The sequence below is a fragment of the Petrocella sp. genome, from assembly GCF_059865615.1.
The window spans coordinates 50,657-76,963 of the sequence record NZ_JCBCDA010000102.1; the positions used below are offsets into that span (position 1 = coordinate 50,657).

Below are 26,307 nucleotides of genomic sequence, written 5' to 3' on the forward strand. Positions count from 1 at the left end.
AAATATAGAATTTTAAAAAGGAATCGGATATAATCCGATTCCTTTTTGGGTTTATCATATCAAGGATATTCAAGAGGTTGAGTGAATATTGTATTTGGTAAAGGTTGAGGGGTAGATTCTATATGTGTATGGATGTTACAATACTCATTTTCTATGGTACTAGGAAGTTCATAAACATAATCCCGTATCCTTGGTGGTCTGGCAGGATCCCATGAAGCAGGATCTAAAGGCTCAGTTCTTGCTGTATAAACACGTTGAACCAAGCTGTCAGTTGGACAATATACCGTTGGTAGTAGACCGGAATCCTTACATATGGTAATTTTGACATGAACATCACATGTCTCTGTAGGTGCTGTACCGGCAGCAAAGTACTCAGTCCTTGCGGTTGAACCACGAGGGTCATGGGTGCACAGACCATCAACAGCAAGTTTGCCGGATTTAGTGCATATGGTGGCTTGAACGATGCCTTCAGGTCTTTGAAAACTTTTATTATCCAAACCTTCATGAATCTTGGACATGACATCTCGCCATATAAGAGTATGGTAACGTTTATTGTGGCTCATTCGCTCAGGATCATCATGGCCTAGCCAAACACCTGCTACATAATAAGGTGTATATCCGATAAAAGCCAAGTCCTTGGAATCACTTGTGGTACCCGTTTTTCCGGCAATAGACATGTTATTAAAACGTACAGCACTACCTGTTCCGGCTTTGACAACATCCTCCATAGCATTGGTAAGTAGGAAGGCGGTTGTTTCTTTCATAACAGTTTGAGTAAATGGTTCTTTCAATAAGAGCAATGCCCCATCATGTGCGAGAACTTTGGTGTAGAAGGAAGGCTCAATATAAATACCATTGTTGGCAATAGCGCCATAGGCATTTGTCAGTTCCAATAACGTTACACCATCCGTTAAGCCACCTAAAGGGAGCACAATGTTTTTGTCTGAGAAAATGGTGCCATTGACATCTCTTCTTTCGACTAAAGTTGTGAAACCAAGATTCTTCAAATAATCAAAACCAGTTTGAATGCCAATTTCATTCATGGTTTTGACTGCCAATAAGTTCATTGACCATTGGATGCCTTCGCGAATAGTAGAAAGTCCCCAATAGTTATATGCGGCATGATCATACCAGTTTTTCGGCGAGTAAGATCCTGCACCGGGGATTTGTATGGTATATGGAACATCATCGTATACTTTTGCAAGTGTCAAACCCATAGTGTCTAGGGCCGGAAGGTAAGCGGCCAATATTTTGAAAGTAGATCCGGGTTGGCGCTTACTCATGGTTGCGCGATTAAGGACTTGATTACCTATTTTTTGGCCACGGCCGCCCGTTATCGCTTTTACTTGACCTGTATGATAATCTATCACAACCATAGCAGCTTGAGGTTGAGGGATGAATAGAGCATTATCGGAAATAAGTGAATCGGTTTCACCAATCCATTCATTTTTTAAGATCTCAATGTGTTCATGAGCTGCCTCGTCTGACTGAAGCAATTTTTCTTCGTAATGATGTATAATGCCCGCAGCTGTTTGAATGGAAGCGGTATACATAAGCTTGACATTGTAATCATCTTGAATGGTTGGAAAATTATTTTCATCAGCAAAGGATGCATCCAATATATTTTGTAGGCGGAGATCTTGAGTGATATAAATATCAAGGCCACCTCGATAGATAAGATTGATGGCTTGCGTTGCTGTATAGCCTTTTTGGACTTCTAAGTCTGAGGCTACACGACGTATAACTTCGTCAACAAAATAGGAATAGTCTGACTTCGTCTCAAACTCTTGATTGGTGATTTGGATTTTGTCATATACATTTTCTGCTTTTGCTTCAAGATAATCATCATTGGAGATTTTACCTTGATCTAAAAGATATTGTAGAATTATAAGCTGTCTATTGCGATTGTTTTCAGGATTTGTAACGGGGTCATAATCAGATGGACGTTGGGTAATGCCAGCGATCACAGCAGCTTCTGCTATAGTCAGTTCAGAGACATCTTTATTGAAGTAACGCCCAGCAGCAGCCTGAACGCCATTTGTACCTCTGCCAAGACCGGCTGTATTTAGATATAATTCTAATATTTTATCTTTGTCTAATATTTTTTCGACCTGTATGGCAAGGTATTGTTCTTGGATTTTACGTTCAAAACTTTTCACTGAGGACAAGACATTGTTTTTTATAACTTGTTGGGTGATAGTGCTGGCACCTTCACTTAAGTCGCCGGATTTTAGATTGACGAAGATGGCCCTAAAAATACCACGCATGTCGATACCGTTATGCTCATAGAAACGTTCATCTTCTATTACAATAAAAGCATCTTGTACATGTTTTGGAATCTCATCGATTTCAACATAAATTCGATTTGCATCTCCTGTAGATAGTTCTTGTAAAATAACACCATCTTGGTTTCGGACGAAGGAAGTATAGCCGACAGGTACCAGTGAATCATAATCAAGTTCAGGTGACGCATCCAATATGGCTTTAGCCACACCGATACCGCCTGAAATCCCTAGAACAGTAACTAGAATTAAGCTAAAAAAAAGTATTCGAATGGAAGAAGTGCCCATAAGCCTCATGGTTTTTGTATATCTTGAATTGAGCCTTTGTATTTTTTTTTGATTGGCATGCTTTGAAAAATTCATATATGATGCCTCCTTTTCACTCTGACATTATACCAAACTAAGGGGTAGAACGAAAGAGTCATTTAATAATTAGCAGAAATTTAATAATAGGGTTAAATGTTTAACCATAATCGTAAAATCCATTTAATCGCAATAGCTTTAAGGCGTATACTTAAAAATCGGGTTGTGTTAGGGAAAAACGTTTGATACAATCGTTTATAATAGAGCTTTATCAACAGTGTTGCATAATCATAAAAATTATTGTATACTGTTAAAATAGTAGTTTTGATTAGTACCACTAAGCTAAGAGGTGATAAAATGAAGTTTACAAAAATGCATGGTTGTGGCAATGATTATGTTTATATTAATGGATTTATTGAAAATGTAGAAGATCCAAAATCACTATCAATTAAGATGAGTAATCGGCATTTTGGTGTTGGATCAGATGGTATTGTTTTGATTTTGCCTTCGATTACATCAGATTTTAAAATGCGTATGTTTAATGCAGACGGTTCTGAAGCGGAGATGTGTGGAAACGCTATTAGGTGCGTAGGAAAATATGTGTATGACAATAAGATGACAGAATCCGAAGAGGTGACCATTGAAACCTTAGCGGGCGTGAAAAAGCTAGAACTTAAAGTGGAAAATGGCTATGTAACCTATGCAAAAGTCGACATGGGCGAGCCAATATTGAGTGCAAAAGAAATACCGGTTGTAAGTGACCTTGAGCCTGTTGTTGGTGAAATGGTAGTCGTTGAACATCAAGCCTATGCTATGACTTGTGTATCCATGGGTAATCCACATGCAGTTGTATTTGTTGATGAAATAACAGACATTCACGTTCATGAACTCGGTCCAAAGTTGGAAGTACATGAAACATTCCCACAAAAAATAAATGTTGAGTTTGTAAGAGTTAAAGATGAAAACAACATAGAAATGCGTGTGTGGGAAAGAGGAACAGGTGAAACATTGGCTTGCGGAACGGGTGCGTGTGCAACTTTAGTAGCAGCGGTATTAAATGGTAAAACCAATAGAAAAGCAACGGTTGACTTACTAGGCGGACAGCTCACCATTGAATGGGATGAAGAAACCAATCATATTTTCATGTCGGGGCCTGCCGAAACAGTTTTTGAAGGTGTATGGTAATACGAAACATGTTAATGAATAAGGAGGACAACAATGGCAGAACAATTTGTACAGAATCTGATTGCAGAAAGAATAGGTGGCAATCAATTTGGAAAAAGTACGGTAATCTATAAGTTTGAGAAAATTAAGAGAGCAAAAAAGGCAGCTATGGCTGATAGACCTGACGTTGAGATTATTGATATGGGTGTTGGTGAGCCGGATGCGATGGCGGATTATCGGGTTGTAGAAAGATTGACGGATGAAGCTCAAAAATGGGAGAACAGGGACTATGCAGATAATGGTATACCTGAGTTTAAAGAGGCAGCGGCCAGATATATGACAGAAATCTATGGAATCAAAGTAAATCCGGTTGAAGAAGTGAATCATTCCATCGGTTCTAAGCCGGCTTTAGCGATGGTAGCGCAAGCTTTTATTAATCCAGGCGATGTTGCTCTCATGACAGTACCGGGTTATCCGGTCATGGGCACCATGAGTAAATGGCTGGGTGGCGATGTTTATAACATGCCATTATTGGCTGAAAATAAGTTTTTACCGGATTTGGATGCGATTCCAAAAGATATACTGAAAAAAGCAAAACTATTGTACCTAAATTATCCGAATAATCCAACGGGTGCTACAGCGACCAAAGCTTTTTACAAGAAGGTGGTTGAATTTGCAAAAGCAAATAATATCTTAGTTGTATCAGATTTAGCTTATGGTGCATTGATGTTTGATGGCAATAAACCTCTAAGTTTTCTTAACGTACCAGGCGCTAAAAAAGTAGGGATTGAGATTCATTCATTATCGAAGGCTTTTAATATGACAGGTTGGCGTATGGCTTTTGTTGTAGGGAACGCTAAAGCGGTTGCTGCTTTTGCAACGGTTAAGGACAATAATGATTCGGGTCAATTCAAAGCGATTCAAAAAGCGGGTATTACAGCACTTGAGAATCCGAACATAACAGATTATACTTGTGCTAAATACTCTAGACGCCACGATATGTTGGTTGCCACATTAAATAAGATTGGACTTAAGGTAACAAAACCCAAAGGGTCTTTCTATTTGTACGTACCCATCCCAAAAGGTGTTAAAAATGGACCTAAATTTAAAACGGCAGAGGATTTTTCACAGTACTTGATTAAAGAAAAATCAATTTCAACAGTGCCATGGGATGATGCAGGCAACTTTGTAAGGTTCTCTGTAACGTTCTTAGCGGTAGACGAATTCGAAGAACAAAAAGTTATGCATGAAATAGAAAGCCGCCTATCTGATTTGGAATTTATTTTTTAGGTAGAGGGTTAAGGCGTCAAAAGAATATGTTAATATGTAATAAAACATGAAACAAAGGCGTTTCTATAGTGGTGAACACAATAGATGCGCCTTTTTCCAATCAAATCATGAATCTAGGAGGCGGTATATGGTGGAAAGTAAAAAATATTCGAAAGCAGATATTTATAGAATAGTGGCGGAAGAAGATATTAAGTTTATTCGTTTACAGTTTGTTGATATTTTAGGCTCATTAAAAAATGTTGCAATTACAGTAGATCAACTTGATAAAGCGTTGAATGGAGAGATTATGTTCGATGGCTCATCCATATCCGGCTTTGTTAGGATGGAAGAATCAGATATGTATTTAATTCCTGATTTGGATACATTTGTAAGTTTTCCATGGAGAACCCATCAAAGCAAAGTGGCTAGATTAATTTGTGACATCTACAAAACAACTGGAGAACCTTATGGAGACGATCCAAGAGGTGTACTTAAGCATGCAATAGCTGAAGCGGATGCTCTGGGGTATGCTTTTGATTTAAGACCAGAGTTTGAATTCTTTTTGTTTCACACCGATGAGAATGGAGATCCAACGACGATAACCCATGATAAAGCGGGCTATTTTGATCTTGGACCTATGGATTTGGGAGAAAATGTTCGTAGAGACATGGTTTTAACCCTAGAAGAAATGGGCTTTAAGATTCGAGCAAGCCATCATGAAGACGCACCAGGACAACATGAGATTGATTTTGAATCGGCGGATGCCATCATGATGGCAGATCAAATAGTTACTTTTAAATTGGTTGTAAAGGTTGTTGCTCAGAAACACGGCTTACATGCCACTTTTATGCCAAAACCATTAAGTCATATTAATGGATCGGGTATGCACATCAATATGAAGCTTTCAAATCAAAAAGGTAAAAATGCTTTTTATGATGAAAACGATCCATTAAAACTATCTAAAATAGCCTATTATTTTCTAGGTGGTTTACTTGCCCATGCAAAAGCAATAACAGCGATCACCAATCCGACGGTTAATTCATATAAGCGTTTAGTACCAGGCTTTGAAGCGCCGGTGCATATAGGCTGGTCGACCTCTAATTTGAGTCCTTTAGTTAGAATTCCCACAATAAGAGGCGAGGAAGCAATATTGGAATTAAGAAGTCCAGATCCCTCATGTAACCCCTACTTAGCTTTGGCAGTCATATTGAAAGCAGGGTTAGATGGGATAAAAAATGAAATCATGCCACCTGAAATGATGAACTCAGATCAACTTAGAGCCATATCTAACATATTGTCAGAAGATACACTGCCTAGTGATTTAAAGGAGGCAATTGTTGAGTTATCAAAAGATCAAGTCATAAAGGAAGCGCTTGGTAACGTTTATGACAGTTATATCAAAGCCAAAGGATTTGAATGGGATGCATATCAAAAACAAGTACATGCATGGGAAGTCGATACATACACATCAAGATATTAGTCATTAAGATTAGGGTGTCATAAGATAATAGTTCATATCGATATACGGTATAGGTAGTAGAGGATGATGTAATGAGTACTCGGGTCATAATAGGGTCATCAAATGAAAAAATTATAAAGCAACTGAGTCTGTTCCTTATTGAAAATGGTTTGAGTGTCATAGGTGAAGCGACAAGTGGACATGACTTATTAAGAAAAGTGCATACGGTTTATCCGGATCTTGCCATTGTGGACTATAAATTAAAGGGCATGAATGGTCATGAGCTATCGGAAATTATCATTGGCGAAAGATTGTGTCCGGTTATAGCTCTGATTAGTCATGGAGAAATGGAGCATTTCATCAATTTGAGTCAAGAATCAATTTTTGTACCATTAATCAAGCCTTGTAATAAGCAGATGTTAATTGGAATGGTTGATCTATTGGTTAAGACTTCAAAAAGTATTGAAATGCTTGAAAAGCAATTGAATCATCTAAAGACTAAAACAAATGCCGATGTTCTTATAACTAAAGCCAAAGAATTATTAATTGAGAATATGAACTTGACAGAAGAGGAAGCTCATAGACGTATCCAAAAACAAAGCATGGATAAAGGTATATCAAAAATAAAAATAGCAGAAGCCATTATACTAATGTATGAAGGTTAATATGTTAATATTATAGTGGGTTACGCCTTGACCATAGTGTTGAATGTCATTTTATTTTGGTTTTTTGATACATAAAATAGATATCAGAATATTCCGAATTATAATTTATGACGTTTTTAATCTTGCATTTAATACAGACATATGTTAAAGTATAAGCATAACAAATTATGATTATGTTTTCATAATATAGGTTTATCTCTTAAGAGCAAAGGCGTTCTCAAGTTTATTGGGTGCGCTTTTTTGATATTTAAAAAGACGAAACAGAGATTTCAAAGGAGGAATAATAGGATGGAAAATGTAACACAGTTATTTGGAACGAATGTATTTAGCGAGTCAGTTATGAAAGAAAGATTGCCTAAGGATACTTTTAAAGCTTTGAAAAAAACCATGATTCTTGGTGAAGAACTTGCGCCGGAAGTGGCAGAAGTTGTCGCCAATGCAATGAAAGATTGGGCAGTTGAAAAAGGCGCAACCCATTATACTCATTGGTTTCAACCAATGACCGGAAAAACTGCGGAAAAGCATGACTCATTTATAGAACCCACAGGTGACGGTAAGGTGATTATGGAGTTTAGCGGGAAGCAATTGATTCAAGGAGAGCCGGATGCCTCATCTTTTCCTAATGGTGGGTTAAGAGCCACTTTTGAAGCTAGAGGATATACCGCATGGGATGCGACATCACCTGCATTTTTGAAAGACGATACACTATGCATACCAACTGCGTTTTGTTCATATACAGGCGAAGCTTTGGATAAAAAAACACCATTACTTAGGTCTATGCAAGCCGTATCCAAACAAGCGGTTAGAATTCTTAGATTATTTGGAGATACTGAAACCAATAAAGTTACGTCAACTGTTGGTCCGGAACAAGAGTACTTCTTAGTAGATAAAAAGCTATATCAACTTAGAAAAGACTTAATTTTTTCAGGAAGAACGTTATTTGGTGCTATGCCGCCTAAGGGACAAGAATTGGATGACCACTATTTTGGTAGTATTAAGGAACGTGTATCAAATTTCATGAAGGAGTTTGATTTAGAACTATGGAAACTCGGCATATCTTCTAAAACTAAACATAATGAAGTGGCCCCTGCACAACATGAAATGGCACCAATATATTCTACAACAAATATTGCAACAGATCATAATCAGTTGGTTATGGACACCCTTATTAAAGTGGCTAATAGACATGATTTGGCTTGTCTATTACATGAAAAACCTTTTGCAGGTGTAAATGGATCAGGTAAGCATAACAACTGGTCCATCAGTACTGAAAAAGCCAATTTACTTGAACCTGGAGAGACGCCTCATGAAAATGCACAATTTTTAACATTCCTAGTTGCAACCATCGCGGCTGTTGATAAATATGCGCCACTTTTAAGACTTTCAGCGGCATCTCCTGGTAATGATCATAGACTAGGCGCAAATGAAGCACCACCGGCGGTTATTTCTATTTTCCTTGGTGAGCAGCTTAATGTCATTATTGAACAGATTAAAGAAGGTGCTTTAACTTCCTCAACAAAGGCTAGCGCTATGGATCTTGGTGTAACGACATTACCAAAATTTGCAAAGGATGTTACAGATAGAAATAGAACATCACCATTTGCCTTTACAGGTAACAAATTTGAATTTAGAATGGTTGGATCCTCTGCATCTGTTTCAGGTCCAAACATTGTTCTAAACACAATTGTTGCTGAGATATTAAAAGAGATTGCCGACGAGTTGGAAGTTGCAGAAGATTTCAACGCTACATTAAAAACAATTATAGAACGTTTGATAAAAGCACATAGTAAAATCATATTTAATGGTGACGGGTACTCAGAAGACTGGTTAGAAGAAGCAGAAAGACGTGGCCTACCAAATATAAAAACGGCAGTCGAAGCCATTAAAGTCTTTGATAAGCCTGAATATGTGGACCTGTTCCTAAGACATGGCGTGTTTTTCAAAGGTGAGATTGCCGCGCGTCAGGAGATCATGTTTGAAGAGTATATAAAGACCATAAACATTGAAGCGCTTACAATGATTGAGATGGCAAAGAAGGAAATCATGCCTTCAGTAATTGAATTTGCCACCAGTTTGGCTGACTCCATCAATGCAATAAAAGCAGCCGTACCGAGTGCGAAGGTTAGTGTTCAAGAAAATCTTCTAAGCAAAATATCAGAACTCTTAGTCGAAGTACAAGAAAAACTAGTAGATTTAGAAGAAGAAGTCGCAAAAACATATTTGATTGAGGATATAGAAGAAGTCGCTTTCGCATTTAAATTCAAGGTATTTGAAATGATGACAGCCCTTAGAAAGCCATGTGATGAATTAGAAGTGATGGTTGCACAAGACTACTGGCCATACCCAACGTATAGTGATTTGCTATTTAGAGTCTAAGATGCATTAATAAAGCAAAACCATAAGGAGGATATCTAGATTGGACCTAGATATCCTTTTTTTCTGTCGAGAATTATTTGAATGCAAACTACGACAAAGTCGCTTGATTCTCAAATAATAAGTTCTTATAACTTTTAGTGCTAACGCTTGATATGAAGGGATACCTAACGTATAATGAACATAATATGCAGTAAATGATTGGAAAGATGAGCCGGTTGTAAAAAGGTCGGTAGGAGGATATATGATTATTACCATAGCACTGAATCCAGGTATAGAAAAAAGAATAACAGTTGATCAATTGGCTATAGGCGAGGAGCATAGCGTCTTAGACTATCAGTTGATGATTGGGCGAAGCAGTGTGTATTCTGCTTACATCATGCGTCTTTTACAAGGAGATCCCTATGTTATGGGTTTTGCTGGTGGTATTGGTGGACGCTATATTAAGAATTTTTTAGATAAGAATCGAATCAAATCAAACTTTGTTCTAAAAGATAAAGAAATGGAATCTATTTTTCTTATTAGGATGAAAGGACAACCGGATACAAGATTCATTGACCACTCTCATCAATTGACCCAAGACGACGCAAAAAACTTTAAACATAAATTAATTGGACAAATGAAGGATGCCGATATCATATTGATTAATGGAGATACCCTAGACAGTATGGCTATGTCCATCATGATTGATACAATGGATTTGGTAAAAAAAGAAGGAAAACGCGTGGTTCTGTCCGTTGAAGGTAATGATGTTGAGAAGTTCGTAGTTAAAAAACCTTATGCGTGGGTTGTGGATGATGGACAGATGGAAGCACTTGGCATATTTGGAGATGAAGAACATCGAGTTAAGCAGCTACATTTATTCCTTATTACACAAAAGATTCATTACGCTTTTTATCCTACTGAAGAAGGGGTTATAGGTGTATCTCGTAATAAAATATGTAAGGGTAAACTAGAGGGTATGGCTACAAAAGATACAGATTGGGTAAAAGAAGCCATAGCCGGTGGTGCGGTCATCGGTATAAAAAGAAAATACGAATTTGAACGTATGGTAAAGCTAGTAAGTGGTATTGCTTGTGCCATTAATGACAAAACTTATCCTAACATTTGTACCCGTAAAGAAATTGATGCTAACATGAACAAATGCAAAATCATAGAATACTATAGTAAAGGTAAATATCACTTTGAGGATATATAAATGCTAAAAGTATATAAAACAATTAGGCAAGAAGCAAGCAAGGAATTGGTCGAGCATAAATCTAGATTTGTCGGCCACATTCTTACGGCAACTTCCGAAGAAGAAGCAAAAAACATTATAACGACAATCAGCAAACAACATAGGGATGCCAATCATAATTGTTATGCCTACAGAATTAATGGAACACAATTGGTTGAAAAGTACAGTGATGATGGTGAACCTACGCAAACTGCGGGTATGCCGATGCTAGACTTGTTAAGAAGCAAAGAATTGGTAAATGTAGTGGCAGTGGTAACCCGTTATTTTGGTGGTGTGAAGCTTGGTACAGGCGGTCTTGTTAGAGCCTATACAAAAACACTGCAAACAGCCCTTGATCAAGTAGCAATCATAAGTAAAGATACTTATAGTCTATTCAAGATAACAGTGCCTTACACATATGCAGGAAAGTTGGACTATTATATTCAAAAAGAAGCGATTGTTGTAAAAGATACGCAATATGAAGAAGAGGTTCACTACGAGTTATACACAACCAATGAAAATGACTTGCGCCTTGCCTTAGTTGAATTGACCAATGGCCAAAGTATAATAAAAAAACTAGGGGAAGTTATTGGATTCATAGAACGAGGAAAAATGTATGAGGAGTAGGAGACATTATGAAAGAAGTGGATAAGGTTCTAAATGCGCTTCGGATGGGTGTCATACCCGGAACAAGTATTGATGATTTTATGGTGGGAAGAGACCGGGAAAAAAGTGAGCTAGGAGACTTCATACTTAGTGTTAAAGAGGGCGAAGGCAGGGTTAAATTTATTCGAGGTGCCTATGGTTCAGGTAAAACCTTTATGATGAAATATTTGACTGAAAAAGCACTCGATCAAGGCTTTATTATAGCCAATGTACCGATACACAGTGGTTTTGGCTTTTCAAAGCTTGAAGGTGTTTATGCTAACATTATGAATCATCTATTGGTGAGGACAGAAGAAGAAACAAGTACTAGTTTTGAAATGATATTTGAAAAATGGATAGAGGGGCTAAAGTCCAGCGGGGATGCTAGGAAGGCATCGCAGAATATTTACAATGTGATTAAAGCTTTAAGTGATTATAACAGCTCTTTTTCTAGTGTACTATTAATATACATTAGAGCATTGATTAGTAGAGACTATGAACTTTCAACCATAGCTGCATCATGGATAAAAGGCGATAAAAACATAGCTTATCAGCTTAAGCGAAGGTTAAATGTCAAAGGTTCTATAGATGGAGATAATGCACTTGATATATTGAGTGGTTTTTCTAAGCTCATTCATTTATTGGGTTATAAAGGATTAATCATTACTTTTGATGAAGCAGAAATCATTATGCAACAAAGAGTGGATACTAGGCTTAAAGCATATACTAATATTCGTCAATTAATAGATTCAGCCGGAGCCGGTTTATTGGATCATGCAGGTTTTGTTTTTGCAGGTACAGATGAGTTTTTTGATGACGAAGACAAGGGTGTCAAAAGTTATAAGGCACTTAATCAGAGAATAGGAAGCAGTTTGCAAGGTCCTTCGAGTCTTACAAATATTAGACAGCCTATACTGCAGATTCAAGCATTAAACGGAGAAGATTATGAAGCTCTGGCAATTAAGATGGTAGAGTTACATTCAAAAAGCTATGCTTATGAGTATGTAGTAAATGCCATGAGTATAGCAAATCTTGCCAAACTTGAGGCTTCAAAGACAATAGAAGGAAGTACTATAAACGTACGTATTTTTCTGAAAAAAGTTTTGGAGCTTTTAGACTTGATGTTAGACAACCCAAACCTTCCAATATTTAAAGCCATCAAAGTCAGCAATAAAGGTTGAAAAACTTTGAAATAATGTTTATAATGGTTAAAGGATCAAAACTAAGTTTCACTAAATTTACATACAATATATAGATTACGTTGATGCATTCATAACTATATATTGTATGCAAAAGTTCAACTATATAGTTTTGACACCTTAACCTTATAATTAAAGATAGTAAAAGTTTAATTGTGAGTTATGATACTACAATTCATAATATAACTAAAATAAACCATCAATTTATAGAGAGCTAGAGGTGTAATATGAAGATATTTATAGATACAGCAAACGTCAATGAAATAAGAGAAGCAAATGCCTTAGGTATTTTATCGGGCGTGACAACCAATCCGTCTTTGATTGCCAGAGAAGGCAAAAAATTCAAGGATGTGGTTCATGAGATCGTCACTATTGTAGACGGGCCCATTAGTGCGGAAGTCATCAGCTTAAAGGCAGAGGGTATGATTGAAGAAGGTAGAGAATTAGCAAAAATACATCCTAACATTGTCATTAAAGTACCTATTACTTTAGAAGGTCTAAAAGCGGTTAGCCAGTTCTCCAAAGAAAACATAAAAACTAATGTAACACTAATATTCTCTGCAAACCAAGCGCTGATGGCAGCAAGAGCAGGTGCAACCTATGTCAGTCCTTTTGTGGGACGGGTGGATGACATATCACAAGATGGTATGATACTCATTGAAGACATTGTACAAATCTTTGACATTCATGGTCTGGATACAGAAATTATAGCAGCAAGCATCAGAGGCCCCCTACATATCATGCAAGCAGCAAAAGCAGGTGCGCATATAGCAACTATTCCATATGATGTTATTAAAAAAGCCTTAATACATCCATTAACGGATGCTGGGATTGAAAGATTTTTGAAGGACTGGGAAAGCGTACCAAGCTAGTTAAGTAGAGAACTTTGAAAGGTGTGATGCCATGAACGATAATAGAAAACCTACAATTCTAATTACGGAAAAAAGGACTTTACGTTCATGTATTAGCAAGCACGATTTAAGTGCTTTTAACATCATACGAAACCATGATCCTAGAGAGGTTTTTTCTTTAGTATCCAGTCATCACCCGGATTTAATTATCTTGGATGCGGAAATGGATGGGGTATCAGGATATGATTTACTAAGAACTTTAAAATCTTTCTACAAAACGGAAAGAATCCCAGTGGTATTGGTGGCAGAGATTACAGAAAATGTTGAGCCTTGTCTAGCTTTAGAACTCGGTGCAATTGATTTTATGATTAAGCCAATTAGCGAGCATCTGGTTACAGCAAAAATCAACAATTACATTAAGATCTACCATTCTTTACTTCTATTAGAAGAAAAGGCCCATTATGCAAAAGAAATGAATCCTAATACTGGTTTACCAGGTAATATGGCGATTAGCAGGTATATAACTAATGCGTTAAAAAACAGGAAAGACGATGTCGTGGTTTATGCGGATTTAGATAATTTCAAGTCCTATAATGACAAATATGGTTTTGGGCGTGGCGACGAAATCATTAAATTTACAGGTGGGGTAATTGCATCGGCATTAAGTGAAGCCTTAGGGGATACCTTCCTAGGTCATATTGGTGGAGATGATTTTGTTTTCGTTGCACCGGCTGATGAAGCGAAGGAAATAGCTAAAAATATTATTTATAATTTTGATCAGAAAATAAGGCAACATTATTGTGAAGAAGACAAAGTATCTGGTTATATTATTTCAAAGGATCGGCTCAATGCTATTCAAAAGTATCCGATTATGACCATCAGTCTTGCGGGTGTACGTCTTATTGAACATCCGGAAACGACACGGTATGAAGTGATTGCTGATATTTGCGCAGAGGTAAAAAAATATGCCAAAACATTTAGTAACAGTTGTTATTATATGGATAGGCGACATGGTGAAGATTTTAGAAAAAAATATGAAGTGGCTTTATCGACGGTTACATAAGGGGAGGATCCAGGCTTTTTTGCTTGGCTCTTTTTTTTATGCGCAAAAAAAAAGACGAACTTGACAAAAGTCTTAACGGGTCATATAATTGACATAAGATGTCAGACAACAGACAATGCATAGGAAAGGAATTTTATGAAGAAATATGAGATAGTAAATGCAATGGTAGAAAGCGGTGTGGTAGCGGTTATTCGAGCAGAATCAAAAGAACAAGGTCTTAAGACAATTGAAGCAATAAAAGCTGGAGGTATCAAAGCACTTGAAATAACGATGACAGTACCGGGAGCATTAGATATTATAAAGGAACTGGCAGAAATCTATAAAGATGAAGATGTTATTATTGGTGCGGGTACAGTTCTTGATTCTGAAACGGCAAGAGCGTGTATTTTGGCTGGTGCAAAATATATTGTCAGCCCATGTTTTGAAGTTGAGCTGGTAAAAATGTGTCACCGTTATGGTATTCCGGTAATGCCGGGTATTATGACACCTAAAGAGGCTGTTGAAGCGCTTGAGTTGGGTGTTGATATATTAAAAGTATTTCCAGGAAATGCTTTTGGACCTTCTATAATATCTGCTTTTAAAGGACCACTACCACAAGGAAACTATATGCCCACAGGTGGTGTGGATCTTTCTAATGTGGATCAATGGATTAAAAACGGAGCTGTTGCAGTTGGTATTGGTAGTGTTTTAACAAAAGGCGCAGCGACTGGAGACTATGCAGCCGTAACAGAAATGGCAAGTAAATTTGTTGAAGCCGTAAAAATGGCAAGACAATCCTAGATTCAACACTTTAACCAAGATCGGAAAGGAAATGAATATGAAAAAAGTAGTAACCTTAGGAGAAATTATGTTAAGACTGTCACCACCGGAACATCAACGTTTTCTTCAAGCCAACCAATTTGATATCGTGTATGGTGGTGGCGAGGCAAATGTGGCAGTGTCATTGGCCAATTATGGTTTGGATGCGTACTTTGTATCAAAACTTCCGGACAATCCAATTGGACAAAGTGCGGTTAATGAGCTTAGAAAATATGGTGTCCATACAGACCATGTGCTTAGAGGTGGAGAAAGGATAGGTATATATTATCTTGAGCATGGTGCATCTATGCGTGCATCTAATGTTGTTTATGATAGGGCTCACTCAGCTATAGCTGAAGCAAAGGCTGAAGAGTTTGATTTTGATTTGATATTTAAAGGCGCGGACTGGTTTCACTTCTCCGGAATAACACCAGCCATATCTTTAGAAGCGAGAGAAATAACTTTAAAAGCCTTGCAAGCAGCAAAACGTCATGGTGTAACAGTATCTGTTGATTTGAATTACCGTAAAAAACTATGGACACCGGAAGAAGCCAAAGCCTGTATGACAGAACTTATGACCTATGTGGATGTGTGTATAGGTAATGAAGAAGATGCAGAAAAGGTACTAGGTTTTAAGCCGGGTGAGACAGATGTAACCAGTGGTGAACTTGAGATAGAAGGGTACAAAAGTATCTTCAAACAGATGCAAGAGACTTTTGATTTTAAATATGTGGTAACGACTTTAAGAGAAAGTCATTCTGCTTCTGACAATGGTTGGTCTGCATTGATCTATAATGGTCAGACATTCTACCAGTCCAAACATTATGATATTAGAATTGTAGATAGAGTCGGAGGCGGTGATTCCTTTGCCGGAGGCTTGATATATGGGTTAATGACTTATGAAGATCAAGAAAAGGCGTTGGAATTTGCAGTCTCAGCCTCAGCTTTGAAACATACCATAGCAGGTGACTTCAATCATGCTACGATTGATGAAGTCTTACGCTTAAGTGGTGGTGACGGCTCAGGTAGGGTTGAACGATAAAACATTGACAGATATCCAGTTTTTATATAGTATCAGTATGAAGAAATCTTGGAGGTCTAAAAATGTATGATAAATCGATACTCTCACAAAGAGTTGCAGAAAGTATAAAGCAAATGATCTTGGATAAGGATTATCATCCCGGTGACAAATTACCCAATGAGATAGAAATGACGCAGATGGTGAATGTAAGTCGTTCTACCATAAGAGAAGCAATCAAAATACTGGTATCAACGAATATACTAGAGATTAGAAGAGGTAAAGGTACATATGTATCCGATAAGCCGGGCTTAACAAAAGACCCTTTGGGTATGGACTTTATTAATGAGGATCGACTTCTTATGGATCTTTTTGAAATAAGATTGTTGCTTGAACCTGAGATGACAAAGCTAGCTATACAAAGAGGTAGACCATCTGATTTTGATAAGATTTTCCAAACTTATGATATCGTCTCAGAACAAATTAAATCTGGTGAGAATCATACAGAAGCAGATATTGCCTTCCATACAGCCATTGCTGACGCCAGTCATAACATTATTATGAATAGGATTGTACCTCTTATTAATGAAGGCATTGTCGGAGGGTATTTGAAAACGAAGGACAACCCTGAATCTGCTGAAGAAGTATTACGCCAGCATGAAAAAATTGTTGATTACATAAAACAAAGAAATCCTCAAAAAGCCAAAAAGGCAATGCAAGACCATATCCTATATGGGCTTCAAGGTTTTAAAGGCTATAAGTAATATAAAACTTCCTATAAAGGCCTTGTTAGAAATCTGACAAGGTCTTTTAAAATGCTGTAGAAATTCAATACATTACGTGTTACAATATTATCAGTTAATAGAAAATGATTATCAGTTGATAAACGCGTCTAAAACAAGGAGGACTTATTATATTATGAAAAAAGTAGAACAAGTAGATAAATCAGAAATAAAAAGCAATGAAAAAATTATTATTATAGGAAATGGTGCTGCAGGCATATCTGCAGCAAAAGCTATTCGTAAAAGAAATCAAGAGATAAGGGTGACAATACTCGATAGAGAAGAGCAGGTCATATACTATAAACCCTTACTATCAGAGTATATAGCACAAGATGAAGTCTTGAAAAAAATCTATATCCATAAACATAAATGGTATGAAGATCAAGATATAGATTTGAAATTAGGCGTGAATGTCACAAAAATCAATCTAGAGGATAAGACCCTTGAAACAGCTCAGGGTGAGACGATGACCTATGACAAATTGATTTTGGCGCTTGGTAGTAGAAGCTTTATACCACCGATAAAAAATGCAGATTATGAAGGCGTATTCACTCTGAGAAATATAGGTGATGCGGATAAAATCAAGGAATATGCAGAAAAATGTTCAAAAGCCGTGATTATCGGTGGTGGTCTTTTAGGTCTTGAAGCGGCCGATCAATTAAAATCATTGGGGCTTGATATAACGGTAGTTGAACTCGCCAATAGATTGTTACCAAGACAGATTGATGAAAAAGGTGCTCATATTTTTGAAGATGGTATTTTAAAGCAAGGGATACAGCTTGTAAAAGGAAATGCAGTATCGATGATTATTGGGCATCACAAGGCAGAATATGTCCAATTAATGGATGGACGTAAGATACCGGCAGATTTGGTAATTATATCTGCTGGTATTGTGTCGGAAGGTTATCTGGCAGAAGAAGCAGGATTGGAATATGATCGAAGCATTATTGTTGATAAACATATGCAGACAAGTAATCCATACATCTTTGCAGCCGGTGATGTTGCTCAGTTCTCAGAAAAAAACTATGGCATTTGGCCGGAAGCTATGGAACAAGGAAATGTGGCAGGTGCTAACGCAGTTGGGGATAGATTAACTTATAAGGATTTTATACCCTCTAATACATTTAACGGTTTGAATATGAATGTTTTTTCTATTGGACATGTTAATTATGAGGACGGTAATGATATTGCTGTTTTGGGCTTTGAAGACTTAGCAAATGGAATCTACAAAAAACTATTTTTCAAGCATCAAGGTTTAATTGGCTCTGTGATTATTGGTGACAACAGCAAAACAAAATTGATCGTGGAAGCTATGAAAAAGAAATCATCTCCGGACGAATTGCTTGGGATTTTATTGACGAATTAAAAAGAGTTGAAGGTACAGGGGAGGCATTTATGAAAGAGGCAATGTTTTATAATACGTTTGAAGAATGGGCTATTTGTCAGCTGTGTCCAAATAGCTGTATCATTAAACCTGATCATCTAGGCATATGTCAAACAAGGATTTATCGTGATGGCAAACTGATAGCCCTGAACTTTGGTGAGGTATCCGGTATACAGATTGACCCTATAGAAAAGAAACCTTTAGCCCATTGGAGACAAGGTACTCAAATCTTGTCGGTTGGTAGTTACGGTTGTAATCTTAAATGTCCCTTTTGCCAGAATTACAGAATTAGCCAAGAGAAGCCAAGGGTTATTACAATGACACCGGAAGCCATTGTGGCTCAAGCCATTGCTAATGATTTGGAAGCAATCGCATATACTTATAACGAGCCGACAGTTTTCTATGAAATGGTATACGAAACAGCTAAGGCAGCTCATTTAAAAGGGATTGCTAATGTACTCGTCACCAATGGATATATCAATGAAGCACCTTTGCTAAAGTTGTTACCATATATAGATGCCATGAACATAGATGTTAAAACATATGATGACCAAAAAATGTTGGATATGTGTGGTGGTCGTCTTAAGCCGGTTATAGAAACTATAAAAAGAGCCAAAGCGATGGTGCATGTAGAATTGACCATGTTGATTGTACCGGGACTTAATGACAATCTACAAGAAATGAGTCGATTCTTAGCATGGCTATTATCCGAAGTGGGTGATATGCCAATCCATATATCCCGTTACTTTCCTGTTTATGAATATGACTTGCCAGCGACCAACATAGACCTTATGTTACAAATGCAAAAGGTAGCAAGACAGTATTTTACTCATGTATATTTAGGAAATGTAGGTGATTAGATGCAATCTATAGATGTGTTTTTTTTACCTCACCCACCCATAGCCATTCCGGAGGTTGGACAAGGTAGAGAAAGAATTATGGGTAAGACATTAGAAGGCTATCGATGGGTAGCTCAAAAAATCAAAAAAATCAAACCTGAAACCATTGTTATGATTACCCCACACGGTCATAGTTTTAGTAATGGTATCTGTATGCTGGGTACGCCTTATGTTCATGGAGATTTAAAAAGCTTTGGTGTTTCTGACGTGGCCATGTCAAAAAAGATTAATCTACCATTAACCCATTTGATACAAATGGCTTGGGAAGAAAATGATTTAGTGTCCCTTTTACTGGATAAAGAAATGGCGAAAAGTTATGGTACTCAAGTAGAGATTGATCATGGCGCTCTTGTACCTTTGTACTTTATAGATGAAGTATATGATGGGTACCAGCTGGTACATGTGACACCTTGTGGAATGAGTGCACTTGATCATTACAACTATGGCGTCACCATGAAAGATGTTATAAGATGCTTCAACGAATCGATTGTTGTTATATGTAGTGGGGATTTATCTCATGCTTTGACAGATGATGGACCTTATACTTATAATCCTTATGGAAAATTTTTTGATGCTTTGGTTGTAAAAGCGATTGAGAATAAGTCACCGGAAATATTATTAAACCTTTCACCAAAAGATATTTCAGATGCGGCACAATGTGGTTTGAATTCATTTCTTATGGGCTTTGGTATTATGGATGGTTATGATTATCACAGTGAAGTAAAGAGCTATGAAGGACCTTTTGGAGTAGGTTATCTGACAGGCTATTTAGCCAATGATTTTACAACCTTGGTTAAATCAAAGAAGGTACAATTAAGCGAAGAAGCGATGAAGGCCTATGAAGATAGGAAAAAGTCAGAAGATGGTTTTGTAAAGATTGCCAGAGGTACGATTGAGCATTATGTTAAAACAGGAAAAAAAATAAGCAGAGAAGCTTTTACCGCCTATGTTGATGGAGGCACAATCTATGAACTGATGAATCAAAAGTCAGGTGTTTTTGTATCCATACATAAAGAGGGTAGCCTAAGAGGGTGCATAGGTACCATTGAACCTGTCTTTGAAGACTTGTTAGAGGAAATCATATATAATGCAATCGGTGCATGTTCGAGTGACCCTAGATTTAATCCTATTGAAGCATGGGAACTGATGACTTTAGAGATAAAAGTCGACCGACTGTACCCGCCTGAAAAAATAGTATCTAAAGAGGATTTAGACGTAGAAAAGTATGGTGTCATTGTTGAAGACGGTTATAAAAGAGGCTTGTTATTACCAAATCTTGAAGGGATAGAGAACGTAGATCAACAAGTGGAGATTGCCAAAAAGAAAGCCGGCATAATGAAAAAAGGCGGCTTTACTTTATATAGGTTTGAAGTGGAAAGACATATATAACAAACATTTATAGTTGAAGGTAAAATCAAGCTTCACTGTATATTTTTTTCTTATTAATAAGGTTGTGTTCTTCGAATAAGCAGAAGACCAACAATAATGATGATAATTGAAAATACAAAGTTGAAGCTAATCAACTCATCTAAGAGAATTGTAGTAACAATAAAAATGTTTAGCGCAAAAAGTGTTAAGAAGATAATACCGATGACCTTGGACCATTGCTCTTGAGTGGCCATATGATAGTGAAAAAAGCCAATGGATATAGATAGAACATAAATAGGCCAAGTATAGAGTGAGAATTGCCAATGGGTAATCACTTCAAAAAGATGAAGCAAACCTATGGAAGTAAAAACACCTCCGGGAATCAAAAATCCCGGATATTTTTTTGTCCCATAATAAATGGCTTCAAAGGCAATACCAATAGCAATGGTGGTTAGAGGCCAAAGATTCCAAAAATTTATGACTAAGATATTCAATTGGCTAAGTATCTGAAGAACCAGATAAAGAGAGCCAAATAGTATTAATAGTATCCCTGCTGATTTATTATTCTTCATATATAATTGACTCCTTAATTGTAAGCAATGTTCTTGACTCTTTATTATCATACCACTGAAGTATTAAAATCGGATTATAGGAATCTAAAAATAGTTAAAGAGTCAAAACTATAAAACTCAGACTTGATATTATAACCAAATCTATATTATTAGAATTTGGATAGTAGCGCAATGAATTTTTTTGAGGCTTCAGACAAGGGACGTTTTTCAGGGATGACAACACCCAATTGTCTTCTTGGAATCGGCTTACATGTTTTTAGTATGCGAAAGTTCGGTCGATTTTTCATACAAAAATCCGGCACAAAAGAGATACCAAGATCAATACCGGTTAAATCAATTAGCAGATCAATGCTCCCAAGCTCCACGGAAGGCGTTATACTTAGACCCTCAGACTCAAAAAGTTGATATAAATAGTTACTGGTAGTGGTTTGTTTGGCAAGCATTAGAATAGGGTATTCAGATAAGGACTGAAGTGTATGTGCTTCTGAACCAATATTGTATTTATTACTGGCAATAAAAACATCTTGGAAGTCTAAAACCGACATAACTTGCATATCATCACTTATGGAAGGATTTGGAAGGTTGGTTACAATGAGATCAACTAGCCCCTTTTTTAGAAGTTCGACGCATTGTAAGGAAGTACGGTTGGTAACCCGTATTTCTACACCGGGGTATAAATGATGAAATTTTTTAAAATAATCCAAAAGATAGTATTTGCAAATAGTGTCACTGGCCCCAATATGCAACTGGCCACGATCTAAAGTCATGGTTTCTTTTAAGTATGCCTCACCACCGGCAATTAAATGAAGAGCTGGTTCAATATATTCCATTAATTTTATGCCTTGAGGCGTTAAAGTAACTTGCTTAGTACTTCTATTAAATAGGTGTGTGTTCAATTTGTTTTCAAGTTGCTTAATGCTTTGACTGACAGCAGATTGTGAAAGATATAATACCTGAGAGGCAGCAGAAAAGCTTAAATGTTTGGCCACATAATAAAAGACTCTATAAAGCTCTAGATTAACATTCATAATAAGCACCCCTTATAGTAGCTATTAATATTATTAATTTTACTACTCAATAGTATCATGATAAGCTGAATAAGTAAATGATAAGCAATGAATACTTTTGAAAGATTTAAATAGACTAGGAGGCACTATGGAAGCCATAAGACGAATATTTGTTGAGAAAAAAACAGGATATAATATTGAAAGTCAGCAGTTGCTCCAAGACATTAAAGAGAATTTAGACATTAAAACACTTGAAAACCTACGCTTATTACATCGTTATGATGTGAGTCACATAACCGATGACGCTTATGAAAAAGCACTTCATACTATTTTTTCTGAACCGCCAGTAGATCAATTGTTTGAAGAATCATTCGAAATGGCTCCTGATGAAGTCATCTTTGGTGTAGAATACTTGCCGGGACAGTATGATCAAAGAGCAGACTCTGCAGAGCAGTGTGTTGAGATTATCAATGCAGATGATCAAAAGCCGGTAGTAAGAAGCGCCAAAATGATTGTACTAAAAGGTCAATTATCAGAGGAAAACATAGAAAAGATTAAAAGCTATTGTATTAATCCCGTGGATTCAAGAGAAGCTGATCTGTTAAAGCCACAAACCCTTGAGACGGCTTTTTATATACCCACAGAGGTTGAAACGATTGAAGGCTTTATTGACTTAGATTATGAAGGGTTGAAAGCACTATGGAAAAATCTTGGACTGGCCATGAGCCTAGATGATTTACTTCATACTCAAAAATACTTTGCTAACGATGAAAAAAGAAATCCAACCATAACAGAAATCAAAGTGTTAGATACATACTGGTCGGATCATTGTCGTCATACAACGTTTTTAACAAAAATAGAAAACGTAACATTTGAAGAAGGTTTTTATAACCAACCGATTCAAGCTACGTATAAGGATTATTTAGAAGACCGTAACAAAGTTTTTGGTGAAAAAGTCCAAGAAAAAGATGTGTGTTTAATGGACATTGCATTACTGGCCATGAGAAAGCTAAGAAAAGACGGACAATTAGAGGATTTAGAACTATCGGATGAAATCAACGCTTGTAGCATTATAGTACCTGTAGATATAGATGGAAGAGAAACATCATGGCTAGTTATGTTTAAAAATGAGACACATAACCATCCGACAGAGATAGAACCTTTTGGTGGTGCAGCTACCTGCTTAGGTGGCGCCATTCGCGACCCTTTATCCGGTCGTTCTTATGTATATCAAGCTATGCGCGTTACCGGTGCTGCAGATCCTACAGTATCTGTTAACAAAACTTTACCGGGGAAATTGCCACAAAGAAAGATTGTAACTCAATCAGCTCATGGGTATAGTTCTTATGGCAATCAAATCGGATTGGCAACAGGAAAAGTAGATGAGATTTATCATCCTGATTATGTGGCAAAACGTTTGGAAATCGGTGCAGTTATCGCAGCGGCACCGAAGGAAAATGTCATCCGTGAAACATCCGACCCTGGGGACGTCATTGTACTTTTGGGAGGCCGAACTGGAAGAGATGGGTGTGGCGGTGCAACAGGATCATCAAAAGAACACACAGAAGATTCAATTCACACTTGTGGTGCGGAAGTTCAAAAAGGAAACCCACCGACAGAGCGTAAGATACAACGTTTATTTAGAGACAAGGCCGTAGCGTCGATGATCAAAAAGTGTAATGACTTTGGAGCAGGGGGTGTATCCGTTGCAATCGGTGAGTTGGCAGATGGTCTTATTATTGACCTAGATGCAGTGCCCAAAAAATATGCAGGTCTAGATGGAACGGAATTGTCCATATCCGAATCTCAAGAAAGAATGGCTGTTGTACTAGACCCTCAAGATGTGACTAGGTTTATAGAAGCATCAGAAAAAGAAAACTTAGAAGCGGTTGTTGTTGCGAGAGTAACTGAGGAAAAGCGACTGGTTATGGAATGGAACAACAAAGAAATTGTTAATATAAGCAGACATTTTGTGGACACAAATGGCGCAACATCTAGAACTAAGGTTCATGTAGGTTTGCCTAAGGAAAAAAACTATTTTAAAGTAAGACAAGATATATTTGCAGATGAAGCAAAGATCTACGACCATTGGATTGGAATGTTAAAAGACTTAAATTGCTGTTCGAAAAAAGGCCTTGAAGAGCGGTTTGATAGCTCCATCGGTGGAGGAAGTGTATTGATGCCTTATGGTGGCATCCACCAATTAACACCCACTCAAAGTATGGTGGCGAAAATACCTCTAGAAAAAGGTGAAACTACAACAGGTACCATTATGACATACGGATACAATCCTTATCTAACAAAGTGGAGTCCCTTCCACGGTGCAATCTATGCCGTGCTTGATTCTGTTGCAAAAGTAGTAGCCACCGGTGGAGATTACAAAAAAATTCGGTTTACTTTTCAAGAATATTTTAAAAGATTAGGTGACAACCCTAGCCGTTGGGGCGAGCCTTTTGGTGCGATGCTTGGTGCATATCACGCACAAATGGCTCTAGGATTACCTTCTATTGGAGGTAAAGACAGTATGTCCGGTACATTCCACGATATTGATGTGCCACCAACCTTAGTGTCTTTTGCAGTTGATGTGGTGGATGTGACACGGGTTATATCACCTGAGTTTAAAGGTGCCAATCACAAAGTAGCATGTATACTACAAAAAAGGGACCAATATGATTTACCGGAGTTTGAACAGATGAAAAAAAGTTATGAAATTATATATGATATGATTGGAAAAAAAGAAATTCTTTCAGCTTATGCTATTGGAATTGGGGGTATGGCAGAAGCGATTAGCAAAATGACTTTTGGTAATAAGATTGGTATTGTACTTGAAGAATCCCTTGTGGTACCAAAGCTTTTTACTCCAGAATATGGTTCTATACTGGTTGAATTGGCACCGGATATTTCTATAGAAGATTTAATGAATCAAGATGAGTTTATAATGGTTGGAACAACCACGGCGCATGCTGTGATAAAAATACAAGATCATAAATTGGAAATAGAACAGCTTATAAATACTTGGACATCTAGGTTGGAAAATGTGTTCCCGATCCAAACTTCAACAGAGGCTTCAAAAATAATTAAAGGTATAAAAACTTATGACCAGATTTATATCTGCAAAAATAAAGTTGCAAAGCCCAAAGTATTAATACCGGTCTTTCCGGGTACCAATTGCGAATACGATTCTAAAAGAGCCTTTGAGAAAGCAGGTGCTCATGTAGAGACATTAGTCTTTAGAAATCTTAAAGCAGGCGACATAACCCATTCACTAAAAGCAATGGCAAAAGCGATTGAAGAAAGTCAAATCGTTATGCTTCCTGGAGGCTTCAGTGCCGGTGATGAACCGGAAGGCTCAGGAAAATTCATTGCTTCCATATTTAGAAACCAAGTACTTAAAGAAGCAATTCACGAACTTCTTTATGAACGAGATGGTTTGATGATTGGTATTTGCAACGGTTTTCAAGCACTAATCAAATTAGGCTTGGTCCCATCAGGTCATATAATGGATCTTACAGAAGATGCACCAACATTAACATATAACACGATTGGTAGACATGTATCTTGCATGGCAGGAACCAAGGTTATGTCAAATAAGTCACCATGGCTATCTGGTGTTAAGCCAGGTGAGATATTTAAAATACCAATGTCCCACGGTGAAGGACGTTTTGTAGCCAGTGACCAAGTTGTTAGAAACTTGTTTAATAATGGTCAAATTGCCACCACCTATGTGGACTTATCAGGTAATCCAACAATGCATGGTCGTTTCAACCCGAACGGTTCTGTTTATGGCATTGAAGGGATTACAAGTCCGGATGGGCGGGTACTAGGAAAGATGGGACATTCAGAAAGAATCGGCTCCAATGTGGCAATCAACATTATTGGTAATCAAGATCAAAAAATATTTGAATCCGGAGTTGCATACTTTAGGAAATAATAGTGGTATAATAAAGAGGGCTGATTAGCCCCCTTTTACAGTAACTATAATATGATCTA

General features: G+C 37.2%; 20 protein-coding genes. 17 read left to right on the forward strand and 3 right to left on the reverse strand.

What is annotated here, in order from left to right; all coding sequences use genetic code 11:
* Positions 1 to 59: 59 nt before the first annotated feature.
* Positions 60 to 2,645: a PBP1A family penicillin-binding protein gene (locus AC6F8J_RS10920; protein WP_500723341.1), complete on the reverse strand. Its 2,586-nt coding sequence runs from the start codon at positions 2,643 to 2,645 to the stop codon at positions 60 to 62.
* Positions 2,646 to 2,942: 297 nt separating this feature from the next.
* Here AC6F8J_RS10920 and dapF point away from each other — a divergent pair, with 297 nt between their 5' ends.
* From dapF to amrA, 16 genes are all read left to right on the forward strand, one after another.
* Positions 2,943 to 3,770 (forward strand): diaminopimelate epimerase, encoded by an 828-nt coding sequence (gene dapF / locus AC6F8J_RS10925; RefSeq protein WP_500723343.1) that lies wholly within the window; start codon positions 2,943 to 2,945, stop codon positions 3,768 to 3,770.
* Between the two features lie 33 nt (positions 3,771 to 3,803).
* Positions 3,804 to 5,039: an LL-diaminopimelate aminotransferase gene (locus AC6F8J_RS10930; RefSeq protein WP_500723344.1), complete on the forward strand. Its 1,236-nt coding sequence runs from the start codon at positions 3,804 to 3,806 to the stop codon at positions 5,037 to 5,039.
* A 127-nt stretch (positions 5,040 to 5,166) separates the two neighbouring features.
* Positions 5,167 to 6,498, forward strand: a complete 1,332-nt coding sequence (gene glnA, locus AC6F8J_RS10935; RefSeq protein ID WP_500723346.1) for a type I glutamate--ammonia ligase — start codon at positions 5,167 to 5,169, stop codon at positions 6,496 to 6,498.
* Positions 6,499 to 6,569: 71 nt separating this feature from the next.
* The gene (locus tag AC6F8J_RS10940; RefSeq protein ID WP_500723348.1) at positions 6,570 to 7,142 is read left to right on the forward strand and encodes an ANTAR domain-containing protein; all 573 of its coding nucleotides are present in this window, start codon (positions 6,570 to 6,572) and stop codon (positions 7,140 to 7,142) included.
* A 288-nt stretch (positions 7,143 to 7,430) separates the two neighbouring features.
* Entirely contained in the window at positions 7,431 to 9,518 is a 2,088-nt protein-coding gene (locus AC6F8J_RS10945; RefSeq protein WP_500723350.1) for a glutamine synthetase III domain-containing protein, read from the forward strand.
* Positions 9,519 to 9,759: 241 nt separating this feature from the next.
* Entirely contained in the window at positions 9,760 to 10,713 is a 954-nt protein-coding gene (locus tag AC6F8J_RS10950; RefSeq protein WP_500723352.1) for a 1-phosphofructokinase family hexose kinase, read from the forward strand.
* Positions 10,714 to 11,358 (forward strand): YigZ family protein, encoded by a 645-nt coding sequence (locus tag AC6F8J_RS10955; RefSeq protein ID WP_500723354.1) that lies wholly within the window; start codon positions 10,714 to 10,716, stop codon positions 11,356 to 11,358.
* An 8-nt stretch (positions 11,359 to 11,366) separates the two neighbouring features.
* Positions 11,367 to 12,557: a BREX system ATP-binding domain-containing protein gene (locus tag AC6F8J_RS10960; protein ID WP_500723356.1), complete on the forward strand. Its 1,191-nt coding sequence runs from the start codon at positions 11,367 to 11,369 to the stop codon at positions 12,555 to 12,557.
* Positions 12,558 to 12,802: 245 nt separating this feature from the next.
* Positions 12,803 to 13,447: a fructose-6-phosphate aldolase gene (gene fsa / locus AC6F8J_RS10965; protein ID WP_500723358.1), complete on the forward strand. Its 645-nt coding sequence runs from the start codon at positions 12,803 to 12,805 to the stop codon at positions 13,445 to 13,447.
* A gap of 31 nt (positions 13,448 to 13,478) precedes the next feature.
* On the forward strand, positions 13,479 to 14,489 hold the full coding sequence (locus tag AC6F8J_RS10970; RefSeq protein ID WP_500723360.1) for a diguanylate cyclase domain-containing protein: 1,011 nt from the start codon (positions 13,479 to 13,481) through the stop codon (positions 14,487 to 14,489).
* Positions 14,490 to 14,624: 135 nt separating this feature from the next.
* Positions 14,625 to 15,269: a bifunctional 2-keto-4-hydroxyglutarate aldolase/2-keto-3-deoxy-6-phosphogluconate aldolase gene (locus AC6F8J_RS10975; RefSeq protein WP_500723361.1), complete on the forward strand. Its 645-nt coding sequence runs from the start codon at positions 14,625 to 14,627 to the stop codon at positions 15,267 to 15,269.
* A gap of 37 nt (positions 15,270 to 15,306) precedes the next feature.
* On the forward strand, positions 15,307 to 16,329 hold the full coding sequence (locus tag AC6F8J_RS10980; RefSeq protein WP_500723362.1) for a PfkB family carbohydrate kinase: 1,023 nt from the start codon (positions 15,307 to 15,309) through the stop codon (positions 16,327 to 16,329).
* Positions 16,330 to 16,391: 62 nt separating this feature from the next.
* A complete protein-coding gene (locus AC6F8J_RS10985) occupies positions 16,392 to 17,069 on the forward strand; it encodes an FCD domain-containing protein (protein ID WP_500723364.1) in 678 nt (225 codons plus the stop codon).
* 154 nt (positions 17,070 to 17,223) lie between these two features.
* Positions 17,224 to 18,453: an FAD-dependent oxidoreductase gene (locus tag AC6F8J_RS10990; protein ID WP_500723366.1), complete on the forward strand. Its 1,230-nt coding sequence runs from the start codon at positions 17,224 to 17,226 to the stop codon at positions 18,451 to 18,453.
* A 29-nt stretch (positions 18,454 to 18,482) separates the two neighbouring features.
* A complete protein-coding gene (gene amrS / locus AC6F8J_RS10995) occupies positions 18,483 to 19,331 on the forward strand; it encodes an AmmeMemoRadiSam system radical SAM enzyme (protein WP_500723367.1) in 849 nt (282 codons plus the stop codon).
* Positions 19,332 to 20,759 carry an AmmeMemoRadiSam system protein A gene (gene amrA, locus AC6F8J_RS11000; protein WP_500723369.1) on the forward strand — a complete coding sequence of 476 codons (1,428 nt, stop codon included), beginning with the start codon at positions 19,332 to 19,334 and terminating at the stop codon, positions 20,757 to 20,759.
* 53 nt (positions 20,760 to 20,812) lie between these two features.
* Here amrA and AC6F8J_RS11005 read toward each other — a convergent pair whose 3' ends face one another.
* Complete coding sequence (locus tag AC6F8J_RS11005; RefSeq protein WP_500723371.1) at positions 20,813 to 21,310, reverse strand: hypothetical protein; 498 nt, start codon at positions 21,308 to 21,310, stop codon at positions 20,813 to 20,815.
* A 149-nt stretch (positions 21,311 to 21,459) separates the two neighbouring features.
* Positions 21,460 to 22,338, reverse strand: a complete 879-nt coding sequence (locus tag AC6F8J_RS11010) for a LysR substrate-binding domain-containing protein (protein ID WP_500723372.1) — start codon at positions 22,336 to 22,338, stop codon at positions 21,460 to 21,462.
* A gap of 127 nt (positions 22,339 to 22,465) precedes the next feature.
* On the opposite strand from AC6F8J_RS11010, the gene AC6F8J_RS11015 reads away from it, so the two are divergent.
* Positions 22,466 to 26,248 (forward strand): phosphoribosylformylglycinamidine synthase, encoded by a 3,783-nt coding sequence (locus AC6F8J_RS11015; RefSeq protein ID WP_500723374.1) that lies wholly within the window; start codon positions 22,466 to 22,468, stop codon positions 26,246 to 26,248.
* The last annotated feature ends 59 nt before the right edge of the window (positions 26,249 to 26,307 follow it).